Annotated in this window: 6 protein-coding genes, 2 rRNA genes and 1 pseudogene; 6 read left to right on the top strand and 3 right to left on the bottom strand. The window is 69.6% G+C overall.

Annotated elements, in window-relative coordinates:
* The first annotated feature begins 173 nt into the window (after nucleotides 1–173).
* Both FRADC12_RS01670 and rrf read left to right on the top strand, forming a co-directional pair.
* Nucleotides 174–3283 (top strand): 23S ribosomal RNA (locus tag FRADC12_RS01670).
* Nucleotides 3284–3391: 108 nt separating this feature from the next.
* Nucleotides 3392–3508 (top strand): 5S ribosomal RNA (rrf, locus tag FRADC12_RS01665).
* A gap of 69 nt (nucleotides 3509–3577) precedes the next feature.
* On the opposite strand, the gene FRADC12_RS01660 is transcribed toward rrf, so the two are convergent.
* Complete coding sequence (locus tag FRADC12_RS01660) at nucleotides 3578–5065, bottom strand: amidohydrolase family protein (RefSeq protein WP_045875276.1); 1488 nt, start codon at nucleotides 5063–5065, stop codon at nucleotides 3578–3580.
* Between the two features lie 192 nt (nucleotides 5066–5257).
* Nucleotides 5258–6049 carry a CTP synthase C-terminal region-related (seleno)protein gene (locus tag FRADC12_RS01655; RefSeq protein WP_045875275.1) on the bottom strand — a complete coding sequence of 264 codons (792 nt, stop codon included), beginning with the start codon at nucleotides 6047–6049 and terminating at the stop codon, nucleotides 5258–5260.
* 89 nt (nucleotides 6050–6138) lie between these two features.
* Between FRADC12_RS01655 and FRADC12_RS01650 the strand changes: the two genes are divergently transcribed.
* From FRADC12_RS01650 to FRADC12_RS01635, 4 genes are all read left to right on the top strand, one after another.
* Nucleotides 6139–7026 (top strand): LysR family transcriptional regulator, encoded by an 888-nt coding sequence (locus FRADC12_RS01650; RefSeq protein ID WP_045875274.1) that lies wholly within the window; start codon nucleotides 6139–6141, stop codon nucleotides 7024–7026.
* Between the two features lie 148 nt (nucleotides 7027–7174).
* Nucleotides 7175–7381: an antitoxin gene (locus FRADC12_RS01645; RefSeq protein ID WP_045875273.1), complete on the top strand. Its 207-nt coding sequence runs from the start codon at nucleotides 7175–7177 to the stop codon at nucleotides 7379–7381.
* 207 nt (nucleotides 7382–7588) lie between these two features.
* Complete coding sequence (locus tag FRADC12_RS01640) at nucleotides 7589–8008, top strand: MarR family winged helix-turn-helix transcriptional regulator (RefSeq protein WP_232303544.1); 420 nt, start codon at nucleotides 7589–7591, stop codon at nucleotides 8006–8008.
* Between the two features lie 62 nt (nucleotides 8009–8070).
* Complete coding sequence (locus FRADC12_RS01635; RefSeq protein WP_045878938.1) at nucleotides 8071–12096, top strand: ABC transporter ATP-binding protein; 4026 nt, start codon at nucleotides 8071–8073, stop codon at nucleotides 12094–12096.
* Here FRADC12_RS01635 and FRADC12_RS01630 read toward each other — a convergent pair.
* Nucleotides 12036–12921: pseudogene (locus FRADC12_RS01630) on the bottom strand (SAM-dependent methyltransferase). The gene FRADC12_RS01635 and the pseudogene FRADC12_RS01630 overlap by 61 nt on opposite strands.
* Nucleotides 12922–13187: the final 266 nt, after the last annotated feature.

Genomic DNA, 13187 nt, shown 5'->3' with positions numbered 1-13187 from the left:
CGGAAGCTTCTTCGGTGGCCATGGAGCCCTCGGGTCCTCGTTGGTTGAGGGTTCGGGGGCTGGCTGCGGTACGGACCATGTCCTCCGTGAAACTGCCCTTGTGGGTGTGTCCGGGTGTGGGTGTGGGGTCGTCCGTTCTTTGAGAACTGCACAGTGGACGCGAGCATCTTTGTGGCCAAGTTAGTAAGGGCGCACGGTGGATGCCTTGGCACCAGGAGCCGATGAAGGACGTGGGAGGCTGCGATATGCCTCGGGGAGCTGTCAACCGAGCTGTGATCCGAGGATTTCCGAATGGGGAAACCCGGCAGGATGCCAAGTCCTGTCACCGCCATCTGAACTCATAGGGTGGCTGGAGGGAACGCGGGGAAGTGAAACATCTCATTACCCGCAGGAAGAGAAAACAACCGTGATTCCGCGAGTAGTGGTGAGCGAAAGCGGATCTAGGCTAAACCTGTGTCGTGTGATAGCCGGCAGGCGTTGCGGCATGGGGGTCGTGGGATTTTCCGGGTTGGGCTGCCGCCCTTCCAGAGAGTCAGAAAACAGTGTGTTAGTCGAGCGGTCTGCGAATGGCCGGCCATAGTGGGTAACAGCCCCGTAGGCGAAAACATGCTGTCTCTCGGAGATATTCCCAAGTAGCACCGAGCCCGTGAAATTCGGTGTGAATCTGGCGGGACCACCCGCTAAGCCTGAATACTCCCTGGTGACCGATAGCGGACTAGTACCGTGAGGGAAAGGTGAAAAGTACCCCGGGAGGGGAGTGAAATAGTACCTGAAACCGTGTGCCTACAATCCGTCGGAGCTGGGTTTCGGCCTGGTGACGGCGTGCCTTTTGAAGAATGAGCCTGCGAGTTTGCGGTGTGTGGCGAGGTTAACCCGTTGTGGGGTAGCCGTAGCGAAAGCGAGTCCGAACAGGGCGTTTGAGTCGCATGTCTAAGACCCGAAGCCGGGTGATCTACCCATGGCCAGGTTGAAGCGCGGGTAAGACCGTGTGGAGGACCGAACCCACCAGTGTTGAAAAACTGGGGGATGAGCTGTGGGTAGGGGTGAAAGGCCAATCAAACCCGGTGATAGCTGGTTCTCCCCGAAATGCATTTAGGTGCAGCGTCGTGTGTTTCGTGCCGGAGGTAGAGCACTGGATGGGCTAGGGGGCTTACCAGCTTACTGAACTCAGCCAAACTCCGAATGCCGGTACGTGAAGCGCGGCAGTGAGACTGCGGGCGATAAGGTTCGTAGTCGAGAGGGATACAGCCCAGATCGCCAGCTAAGGCCCCTAAGCGTACGCTAAGTGGAAAAGGATGTGGAGTCGCACAGACAACCAGGAGGTTGGCTTAGAAGCAGCCACCCTTTAAAGAGTGCGTAATAGCTCACTGGTCAAGTGGTTCTGCGCCGATAATGTAGCGGGGCTCAAGCGTACCGCCGAAGCTGCGGCATTCGCACGTGTAGCCTAGCTGCCTCATGCGTGGGGTGGTTCAGGTGTGTGGATGGGTAGGGGAGCGTCGTGTGGCGTGTGAAGCGGCCGAGTGATCGAGCCGTGGATGCCATGCGAGTGAGAATGCAGGCATGAGTAGCGAATGACGGGTGAGAATCCCGTCCGCCGGATGACCAAGGGTTCCTGGGGCAGGTTCGTCCGCCCAGGGTGAGTCGGGGCCTAAGGCGAGGCCGACAGGCGTAGTCGATGGATAACGGGTTGATATTCCCGTACCGGCGCTGGTGCGCCAATACTGAATCTTCCTGTACTAACCTCCTGTCGAGGTCCTTTCGGGGGCTGAGATGGTTGGGATCTTGGGGGGTAGTAGGTAAGCGATGGGGTGACGCAGGAGGGTAGTCCATCCCGGGCGGTGGTTGTCCCGGGGTAAGCGTGTAGGACGATGTGTAGGTAAATCCGCATGTCATGTGTCTGAGACGTGATGCCGAGCCGATTGTGGCGAAGTGGATGATCCCATGCTGTCGAGAAAAGCCTCTAGCGAGTGCCAGGGCCGCCCGTACCCGAAACCGACACAGGTGGTCAGGTAGAGAATACCGAGGCGATCGAGTGAACTGTGGTTAAGGAACTCGGCAAAATGCCCCCGTAACTTCGGGAGAAGGGGGGCCACCACTGGTGACGGCACTTGCTGTCTGAGCTGGTGGGGGCCGCAGAGACCAGGGGAAAGCGACTGTTTACTAAAAACACAGCTCCGTGCGAAGCCGTAAGGCGATGTATACGGAGTGACGCCTGCCCGGTGCTGGAACGTTAAGGGGACGGGTTAGCTCTTCGGGGCGAAGCTCAGAACTTAAGCGCCAGTAAACGGCGGTGGTAACTATAACCATCCTAAGGTAGCGAAATTCCTTGTCGGGTAAGTTCCGACCTGCACGAATGGCGTAACGACTTTCCTGCTGTCTCAACCACAGACTCGGCGAAATTGCACTACGAGTAAAGATGCTCGTTACGCGCGGCAGGACGGAAAGACCCCGGGACCTTTACTGCAGCTTGATATTGGTGTTCGGTCCGGCTTGTGTAGGATAGGTGGGAGACTGTGAAGCGGCCACGCCAGTGGTTGTGGAGTCATTGTTGAAATACCACTCTGGTCGTGCTGGATGTCTAACCTAGGCCCGTGATCCGGGTCAGGGACAGTGTCAGGTGGGTAGTTTAACTGGGGCGGTTGCCTCCTAAAGAGTAACGGAGGCGCCCAAAGGTTCCCTCAGCCTGGTTGGCAATCAGGTGTCGAGTGCAAGTGCACAAGGGAGCTTGACTGTGAGACCGACGGGTCGAGCAGGTGCGAAAGCAGGGACTAGTGATCCGGCGGTGGCTTGTGGAAGCGCCGTCGCTCAACGGATAAAAGGTACCCCGGGGATAACAGGCTGATCTTGCCCAAGAGTCCATATCGACGGCAAGGTTTGGCACCTCGATGTCGGCTCGTCGCATCCTGGGGCTGGAGTAGGTCCCAAGGGTTGGGCTGTTCGCCCATTAAAGCGGTACGCGAGCTGGGTTTAGAACGTCGTGAGACAGTTCGGTCCCTATCCGCCGCGCGCGTAGGAGTCTTGAGAAGGGCTGTCCCTAGTACGAGAGGACCGGGACGGACGAACCTCTGGTGTGCCAGTTGTCCCGCCAGGGGCATGGCTGGTTGGCTACGTTCGGAAGGGATAACCGCTGAAAGCATCTAAGCGGGAAGCTCGCTTCGAGATGAGGTCTCCCACAGGGTCAACCTGGTAAGGCCCCCGAGAGATGATCGGGTTGATAGGCCAGAAGTGGAAGCACTGCGAGGTGTGGAGCTGACTGGTACTAATAGGCCGAGGGCTTGTCCTACAAAGATGCTACGCGTCCACTGTGCGGTTCCCGAGGAACGGCAGACCACCCCAACCCCCCTCTGCTAGGGGTGTGGGTTGGGGTGAGGTGCCGATATCTCGATAGTGTTTCGGTGGTTTCAGCGGGGAGGGTACGCCCGGTCCCATTCCGAACCCGGAAGCTAAGTTCCCCAGCGCCGATGGTACTGCCCGGGAGACCGGGTGGGAGAGTAGGACACCGCCGAACAATCATTCCGGAACGCCCCCACACCTGACGGTGTGGGGGCGTTCCGCATTCCCGGGAACACTCCACTGCCTACCGGCCCGCCCCGGCCAGCGTGGCGACGGCCGGACTCGCGGCGGCGTGCCCGGCCTCGACGAGCCCGGCCGCGGCGGCGAGCCGGGCCGCGAGCGGGCGGCACCGCGCGATCTGGGCCCGCTCGTCGACGGTGACGCAGCTGTGGCCGACGACAACCTGACGCCCGTCGACCCAGACGTCCCGCACGGAGCGCGGCGACGCTCCGTAGACGACCTGGCCGATCGGGTCGTGCAGCATGGCCACGTCGACGGTGTCCTGGAGCAGCACCAGATCGGCCCGCTTGCCCGGCGCCAGGCTGCCGACCAGCTGGTCGAGGCCGAGCGCGCGGGCGCCGTCGATCGTCGCCATCGCCAGCACGTCGAGGGCGTCGATGACCAGCGCGTCCTGATGGTGCACCTTCTGCAGCAGCGCCGCGGCCTTGACGGCCTGCAGCATGTCCTGGCTGTCGTTCGACGCGGCCCCGTCGGTCCCGATGCCGACCGCGATGCCCGCGGACCGCAGCCGCGGCACCGGGCAGACCCCGGAGCCGAGGATCATGTTCGCCACCGGGTTGTGCGCGACGGCGACCCCGTGGGCGGCGAGCAGCGCGACGTCGGCCTCGGTCAGCCAGACGCAGTGCCCGGCGATCAGCGGCCGTTCCAGGTAGCCGAGCCGGCGCGCGTGCTCGACGGTGCGGTGGCCCCAGCGCAGTCGGGCCATCGTCACCTCCTCGCGCACCTCGGCGAGATGGGTGTGCACCGCCCAGCCGTGCTCGCGGCACAGTGCCACCCCCCGCTCCAGCAGCGGGTCGGACTGGCCGAGCAGCGTGCCGATGCCGTATCGGAAGCCCAGCAGCGGCGCGTCGTCCACCGCCGCGGCGAGCGCCCGCTGCTCGGCGACGACGTCCTCGATGATCTCGATGGCCCGCGCCGGGTCCTCGATGCCGGGCGCCATCGCGTCCTCGGCTCCGTACGACACGACGCCACGCATCCCGGCACGCACCATGCCGTCGACCACGCCGAGGCTCGCCCGCGAGCCGATGTTGGCGTGGCAGAACATGTCGTTGACGGTCGTGACCCCGGACAGCAGCATCTCGACGGCCCGCAGCGCCGTGCCCTCGGCCGCGTCCTCGCGGGTGAGGACGGTGCCGAGCGGCCCGACGATCTCCGCCCCCCACTCGAAGAGGGACAGCTCGCTGCCCATCCCGGTGGCGAGCGCCTCGGACAGGTGGGTGTGCGTACTGACCAGCCCGGGCAGCACGATCCCCGTCCCGTCGCCGTGCACCGGGACGCCGGGAAGGCCCGCGGCCAGCTCGGCGAACGGCCCGACCGAGACGATCGCGCCGTCGTGGACGTGCACCGCGCCGTCCGCCACCACGCCGTCGAGCCGGACTCCCGGCGTCCGGTCACGCACACCCGGGTCCGGTAGGCCGGCCATCGTCAGCACGTAGGCGCCGCGGACCAGGAACTCACCGGGCGGACCAGCGGCGTCCATCAGGTCACTCATCGGTGCACCGGCCTCCCGCCGTCTCGGAGGTCGGTCGTGGCCGACCCTGCCGTGCGGCGACACTAAGCGCGGAGTTTGGCGATCCGGTTTCGTTCCGTCGCTTGTTGACACCTACCGGGGATACCGGGCCTGCCATGCCGCGGTGCGCCGCGCGGGCGCCGGAGCCCGCGAGCCAGGCCTGGCCCGGTCCGGTCAGGCGACCAGGTCCGACAGGGCGGCGTGCTTCGCGGTCCGCCGCCGGGCGGCCTGAGAGATCGCGGCCGTCGCGAAGGCCCGGATCACCGGGTGGACCCGCGGCCGGTCCGAGGCCAGCTCGGGCTGGAACAGCGTGGCCAGGAAGAAGGGGTGGTCGGCGAGCTCCAGCACTCGCGCGCCGCCCGCCTCGTCCACGCCGCTGAACCGCAGCCCGGCCGCCCGCAGCCGGTCCAGATGCCCGGCCGATACGCCGTAGGAGCAGTGGTAGCGCTCGACGGTCCGCTCGACGCCGAACACCCACTCGGCCAGCGAGCCGCGCTCGATCCGCACCGCTGCCTCGTGCCCCTTCAGCGAGCACTCCAGCGGCACGACGACGTGGTCCGCGGCCTCCGGCTCGACCTCGGCGTGCCCGGCGTCCGTGAGGCCGCAGACGTTGCGGGCGTACTCGACGACCGCGTGCTGGAAGCCGCCGCAGGTGCCGAGGAACGGCACCCGCCCGGTGCGCGCGTGCCGGGCCGCCTCGACGGCTCCGGCCTGCTCGACGTAGGGGCTGCCGGGCAGCAGCCAGACCGCGTCGAAGCCGTCGAGCATGCCCGGCTGCGCGGCGTCCGGGGTGGGCACCCAGTAGGCGTCGAGGACGAGGCCGTCGCGGTCGCGCAGCTGGCGCAGGATCGCCGGGACCCGCCCGTGGGCGGCAATGTCGGCGGACCGGTCGCCGACGAGCGCGACCCGGGCGGTGGCGGAGACGGGAGTGGCGGCGGCGGAAGGGCTGGTGGTCGAGGAGGCCATGCCTTGATGCTGGGCAGCCGGCTGGTTCAGGTCCAACGATTATCACTGGTCCCTCGATAAGCGGTCCTGATGTCGGTGACACTGGCCCGGTGGACCTGGTGCTGCTTCGGACCTTCACCGCGGTCGCCCGCTCCGGCTCGTTCTCGGCGGCGGCCCGGGAGCTCGGCTACACCCAGAGCGCGGTGTCCCAGCAGATCGCCGCGCTGGAGGCGTCGCTGGGCGGGGTGGCGGTGCTGACTCGGCGTCCGGTCGCGACGACCGCCGCTGGTGCGCGGCTGCTCGAACACGCCGAGCCGCTGCTGCTGCGGGCGTCCGCCGCCCGCGCCGACGTGCTGCGCGCGGCCGGCGGGCCGCCCGACCAGCTGCGGGTCGCCGCCTGCCCGCTGGCGCTGCCCCGGCTCGCGGCCGCGTTCGGCGCGGCGATGGGCGCGCTGCCGCGGCTGGACGTCACGATCACGGTGGCCGGCCTGGAGACGGTCGCGATCGACGTGGCGCGCGGCGCCTGCGAGCTGGGCCTGGCCGTCGGGCTCGCCACGCCGGGCGACCCGCTGCGGCTGCCGGACGTCGGCCCGCTGCGGGCGGTGGAGATCGTCACCGACCCGGTCAGCGTCATCCTGCCGGCCGACCATCCGCTCGCCCGCCGCCCTGGACTGCGGCTCGCCGACCTCGCAGACGCCCGTTGGCTGGACGCGCCCGCGGCGGCGGCGCCGGCGGTGGACGTCCGTCGTGCTGTTGGCACCGAACGGCTGCCGCACTGCGCCGTCTACGCGGGCACGGACCTCGCCGGCCTCGCGGCGCTCGTCGCCGCCGGCGCCGGCCTCGTCCTGCTGCCGGCCTGGACGGTCGCGGGGCGCGCCGACCTGGCCGCCGTCCCGGTGGCCGAGCCGCGCCTGGAGTACCGCGTCGAGGTGCTCGCCGGGGTCACCGCCGATACCGGCGCCGCCGGCCGGGCCCTCGCCGTCCTCCTCGGCGCCTGACGACGGCCAGCCGGTGTGCGTACGCCCTTTCGTGCCGGCGGGGACGCCGGGAACCAGCTGATCAGACGCTGGATCGGCCAGCAGACCCGCCCCGCTTCCATAGGCTCACTTTTGCCGCGTTCGGAGCCGCACGGAGAGAGGCTTACGCATGTTCGACAACCTGAAGAATCTTGGCGATCTCAAGGACAAGGCCGAGGACCTGGCCGGCGACCACGCTGACGCGATCAAGGGCGGGCTGGAGAAGGCCGGTGACCTCGTCGACGACCGGACCGGCGGCAAATACAGCGACCACATCGACACCGGCGTCGACAAGGCCCAGGACTTCGTCGAGAAGCTCGGCGACCAGAACGACTGACCGGCCGTCCCCAGCCGCTGGCGCGGGGTTCCCGCGCCAGCGCGGGCCCGGTCCTGGCAGGCATCCGCTGACCGGTCCGCGTCGGGTCAATATGGTTCGTTACCCGAACTAATTTGGTACCGTCGGGGCATGGAGAGGTCTGTCCCGGTCGAGCCGCCTGTGGGGGCCGTGGGGGCCGTGCGTGCCGGGGCCGTGTCGGTGGGGGCCGTGCGCGCGCTGGTGGGCGCGGCGCGGGTCCTGGAGCGGGCGTCGGGGGAGCTGAGCCTGGCGCAATACCGGGTGCTGGCCTCCGTCGCGGCCGGCGACGAGCGGGCGTCGCGGATCGCGGCCCGGCTCGCGCTCGGCAAGCCGACCATCAGCGCGACCGTCGAGTCGCTGCGCCGGCGCGGCCTGCTGACCCGCGCCGCCGTCGACGACGACCAGCGAGCCGCCACCCTGCGGCTCACCGACGACGGCCGGGCCGTCCTCGACGCGGCGGAACGGGCGATGCTCGACCGCCTCGGCGAGCTTGCCGCCCGGACCGCCGAACCAGCCGCCGTCCTCGCCGCCCTGCGGGCGCTCGACGGTGCCGTCGACGGCTATCTCGCCGACCGCGCCGCCGCCAGGGGACTCGGGCGGCGCGCCTGAGCCACAGCAAGCTTGGACCGCAGCGGGACTGAAAGACAGCGAGCCTGGACTACGGAGTGCCGATGACCACGAACCCTGGGGACGCCCCGAACACCGGCGCGGCGGCCCGGCCGCAGGCCACGGCTCCCGCGGCGCAGGCGGAGCCGCCGAGCGGGCCGGGGTGGATCCGGCGGCTGTGGGGCTGTCTGCTGCGGCACAAGGGCGCCGTCGTGCTGGCCCTGGTCGGGTCGGTGTTCGGCAGCGGGTCGCAGGCCTTCGTCCCGCTGGTGGCGCGGCAGATCGTCGACAAGGTGGTCGTCGCGCGGAGCGCGCCGCTGTGGCCCTGGCTGCTGCTCCTGCTCGGCATCGCGCTCGCGAGCTTCGGCTTCGCGCACCTGCGGCGCTACTACGGCGGCAAGGCGGCCCTCGCCGTCCAGTACGACCTGCGCAACGCCATGCATGACCATCTGCTGACGATGGACCAGGACAACCTGAGCCGGATGCCCACCGGCCAGCTGGTCGCCCGCGCGAACTCGGACTCGGCGCTGGTCCAGGGCCTGCTGATGTTCCTGCCGCTGCTGTCCGGCAACCTGCTGATGATGCTCGGCTCGCTGGTCGTCATGTTCATCCTGGCCCCCGGCCTCGCCGTCGTCGGCCTGGTCGTCGCGCCGGCGCTGGTCGCCGTCTCCTACCGGCTGCGGACCCGGGTGTTCCCCGCGAGCTGGGACGCCCAGCAGCGCGAGGGCGACGTCGCGCAGATCGTCGACGAGGACGTCAACGGCGTCCGGGTGGTGAAGGCCTTCGGCCAGGAGGACCGGGAGCTGCGCCGGCTCGCCGCCGCGACCGGGACGCTCTACGGCTCGCGGATGCGCGCGGTCCGGATGAAGTCCCGGTACGGGCCCCTGCTGGAGGCGGTCCCGGCGCTCGCCCAGGTCGCGATCCTCGCTCTCGGCGGGTGGATGGCGGTCCGCGGGTCGATCACGATCGGCACGTTCCTTGCGTTCTCCACCTACGTAGCCCAGTTCACCTCGCCGGCCCGGCAGCTCGCCGGCGTGCTGACGATGGGCCAGCAGGCCCGCGCCAGCGTCGAGCGGATCTTCCAGCTGCTCGAGCTGCCGCCCTCGATCGCCGACCGGCCGGATGCGGTGGAGCTCGGCGAGATCCGCGGCGAGATCGTCTTCGAGAACGTCGAGTACGCCTACCCGGATGGCCCGCCGGTGCTGCGCGGCCTCGACCTGCGGATCGGCGCCGGTGAGCGGGTCGCGATCATCGGTCCGAGCGGCAGCGGCAAGTCGACGGTGGCCGCGTTCCTCGGCCGGTTCCACGACCCGGACGCGGGCCGGGTGACCGTCGACGGCCACGACCTGCGTGACGTGCGGCTCGCGTCGCTGCGCCGCCAGGTCGGGTTCGCGTTCGAGGAGAGCTTCCTGTTCTCCGACACGGTCCGCGCCAACATCGCTTACGGCCGGGCCGGCGACGGCGTCACGCAGGATCAGGGTGTAACCCAGGAGCAGGTCGAGGCGGCGGCCCGCGCCGCCGGCGCGCACGACTTCATCGTCGGCCTTCCACTCGGCTACGACACCGTCGTCGGGGAACGCGGCCTGTCGCTGTCCGGCGGGCAGCGCCAGCGGGTCGCGCTCGCCAGGGCGATCCTCGCCGACCCGCGGATCCTCGTGCTCGACGACGCGACCAGCGCCGTCGACGCCCGGACCGAGGCGGTCATCCACGACGCCCTGCGTGACCTGCTGCCCGGCCGCACCACGCTGCTGGTCGCGCACCGGGTCTCCACGCTGCACCTGGCCGACCGGGTCGTCGTCCTCGACCAGGGCCGGGTCGTCGACCAGGGCACCCACGACGAGCTGTCCGAGCGCAGCTCCCTCTACCGGGAGCTGCTCTCCGGCCTCGACCCGGCGCTGGCCGCCCAGCTCGGCGACAGCGTCGAGGCCTTCGCGGCGATCTCCGGAACTGCCGCGATCACGACGACGGCCGACGCCTGGGACGCGGCAAAGGCCCAGCAGTCCGCCGGCCGGGCCGCCGCGACGACTCCATCCGGCAGACGGGCCCAGCTGCTCGCCGGCGGCGGGCTCGGCGCGGGCCTCGGCGGCGGTGCCGCCCGCGGCTCGGCCGGGGGTGCCTGGCGGCTGAACCTCGCGCCCACCCCGGAGCTGCTCGCCCGGGTCGACGCGCTGCCGCCGATCGGTGACGTCGCGGCCGTCGACCTCGCCGCCGAGGGCGGCCCCGAGCCGGACTTCAGCCTGCGCCGGCTGCTGATCCGGTTCCGCCGGCCGATGCTGCTCGGCCTGCTCTTCGTCGTCCTCGACGCGGTCGCGGGCCTCGCCGGGCCCACGCTGGTGAAGATCGGCGTCGACCGGGGCGTCACCGAAGGCTCGATGGCCGCGGTGTGGGTCGTCTCGGCACTCTTCCTGGCCCTGACGGTCTTTGACTGGGCGAACCAGATCGGCGAGACGTTCGTGACCGGCCGGGCCGCGGAGCGCATCATGCTCTCGCTGCGCATCCGTATCTTCGCCCAGCTGCAACGGCTTTCGCTGGACTATTACGAGCGCGAGATGTCCGGCCGGATCATGACCCGGATGACGACCGACGTCGACCAGTTCGAGGCGCTCATCGAGACCGGCCTGCTGGCCGCGCTGGTCGCGCTCGTGACCTTCGTCGGCGTCGGGGTCGCGCTGGTGGTGATGAACCTGGAGCTGGGCCTGCTCACGCTGACGGTGGTGATCCCGCTCGTCGTCGCGACGATCCCGTTCCGCAGCCGGGCGGCGAAGCTGTACGACCTGTCCCGGGAACGGATCGCGATCGTCAACGCCGACTTCCAGGAGTCCGTCTCCGGGGTCCGCGAGGCGCAGGCGTTCGTGCACGAGGCCCGCACCACCGCGCACTTCCACGGCCTCGGCCGGGCGTACCTGGATTCCCGGGTCGCCGCGCAGCGCATCGTCGCGACCTACTTCCCGTTCGTGCAGTTCCTGTCGGCGGTCGCCGACGCGATCGTGCTCGGCGTCGGCTCGGCCCTGATCGCGCACGGGAACCTCACCGCCGGCGGCCTCATCGCGTTCCTGCTCTACATCAACATGTTCTTCTCCCCGATCCAGCAGCTGTCCCAGGTGTTCGACGCCTGGCAGCAGACGCGGGTGTCGGTCAGCCGGATCGCCGAGCTGATGCGGCTGCGCACGCTCACCCCGCCGGCCCCCGACCCGGTCGTCCCGGCCCGGCTGCGCGGCGAGCTGACGCTCGACGACGTCCGGTTCGCCTACCCGACCGGCGCGGTCTCGACCGCGTCGGCCGCCGTGTCCGCCGGGCTCGGCCAGCGTGGCTGGACCGAGGCACTGGCCGCCGGCAAGGACGCGAGGACGATGGCCGCCGCCGCGGCGGCCCGGGCGGCCCGGCCACCGGAGGCGCTGCGCGGCGTCGACCTGCGGGTCCGCGCCGGTGAGACGGTCGCGCTGGTCGGCGAGACAGGCGCGGGCAAGTCGACGGTCATGAAATTGCTCGCCCGGTTCTACGACCCCGACGCCGGATCGGTCCGGGTCGACGGCCAGGACCTGCGCGGGCTGGACCTGCCGGCGTTCCGCCAACAGCTCGGCTACGTGCCGCAGGAGGCGTTCCTGTTCACCGGGACCATCCGGGACAACATCGCCTACGGCCGGCCGTCCGCGGCCGATGCCGAGGTCGAGGCCGCGGCGCGGGCCGTCGGCGCCCACGAGTTCATCGCGACGCTGGCCGGGGGCTACCTGCACGAGGTCGCCGAGCGCGGCCGGTCCCTGTCGGCCGGCCAGCGCCAGCTGATCGCCCTGGCTCGGGCCGAGCTCGTCGACCCGGCCGTCCTGCTGCTCGACGAGGCGACCTCCAACCTCGACCTGGCCACCGAGGCGAGGGTGACGGCGGCCATGCAGCGGATCTCCCGGGCGCGCACCACGATCCTCATCGCCCACCGCCTGCAGACCGCCCGTGGCGCCGACCGCATCGTCGTGCTGGACGGCGGGCGTATCGCCGAGACCGGCACCCACGACGAGCTCCTCGCCGCGGCCGGCCGCTACGCCGCCATGTGGCGCGCCTTCGAGCTGGTTACCGCGACCCCGGCGCCGGTCGACTGACGCTGGTCAGCGTTCTGGCGCGGTGTATGTGCGCAAACGGCGTCGGACTGAAGCCGCTTCCGCGGTGTGCGAAGCGCGTGTCTGTGCCGGCCTGCGTACAGGGGAGCGTCGTCGTCGGCGTACTGGTCGGCGTCGGAGTCCGGGTGCCAGCGGTGCAGGAAGGTGATTCCCGGCTCGATGAGCTCCATTCCGGCCGGGACCTGCGCCGCGACCTCGTCACGGCTGCGCATCTGGATCGATATCTGCTGTTTGCCGTAGAGGTCGACGAGGCGCTGGGTGGCATCCGGGGTCGAACGGTCATCGGTGGCGTGGCTGATCACCAGGTAACTGCCGGTCGGCAGTTCCGCCATGAGTCGCTCGATGAGAGCGCCCGGGTGGGCCGCGTCGGGCAGGAAATCCAGAACCGCGAGAAGTGACAGCGCGACCGGGCGGGACAGATCCAGCGTGCCGCTCAGCACCGGGCTGGTCAGGATGTCCGCCGGCCGGTTCAGATCCGCGTCGAGGTAGGCGGTCTGGCCCTGGGCCGAGCTGGTCAGCAGGGCGCGAGCGTGCGCGAGGACGATTGGGTCATTGTCCACGTAGACGACGCGCGACGCCGGCCGGATGGCCTGGACGACCTCGTGCAGGTTCGGACGTCGGGATTCCCATGCCGATGCCGAGGAACTGGTCGATGCCCTTCTGCTCGGCTAGGAAGCGGCTGGCCCGATGCAGGAACGCCCGGTTCTGCCGCGCCGCGGCCCGGGTGTTCGGGAAGCGGCCATGAGAAGCTCGGCGGCTTCTCGGTCCGGCGGATAGTTCGTCTTGCCGTCCAAGACGTAGTCGTATATCCGCGCGGAATGCGCAACGTCGACGCGCAGTTCGGCCACCCGAGACCTCCGCGAGAAGGCAGAGTTTTCCAGGATCCCACCGCAGGAGAACTCAAACCGCTTTCACGCCCGACCGGGACGTGCCCGCCTCGCCCCGGGCGGCCGGTCCCCCGACTACCTGCCATGCCCAGCCTCTGCGGTGTGGCGACAGTACACCACGGCCCCAAACCGGGACCGGTCCGGCGATACTCCCGCGCCGTCCACATCCTGGGCGCGCCTCCCCCG

This window comes from Pseudofrankia sp. DC12, from assembly GCF_000966285.1.
GTDB lineage: Bacteria > Actinomycetota > Actinomycetes > Frankiales > Frankiaceae > Pseudofrankia.
The sequence above is the reverse complement of the archived record's forward strand: the minus strand, read 5'-3'. Positions and strand labels throughout refer to the sequence as shown.

Bases quoted from the DNA above. Each gene is read 5' to 3' on its own strand.
- FRADC12_RS01660 (WP_045875276.1), bottom strand. From the start codon at position 5,065: ATGAGTGACCTGATGGACGCCGCTGGTCCGCCCGGTGAGTTCCTGGTC.
- FRADC12_RS01655 (WP_045875275.1), bottom strand. From the start codon at position 6,049: ATGGCCTCCTCGACCACCAGCCCTTCCGCCGCCGCCACTCCCGTCTCC.
- FRADC12_RS01645 (WP_045875273.1), top strand. From the start codon at position 7,175: ATGTTCGACAACCTGAAGAATCTTGGCGATCTCAAGGACAAGGCCGAG.
- FRADC12_RS01635 (WP_045878938.1), top strand. From the start codon at position 8,071: ATGACCACGAACCCTGGGGACGCCCCGAACACCGGCGCGGCGGCCCGG.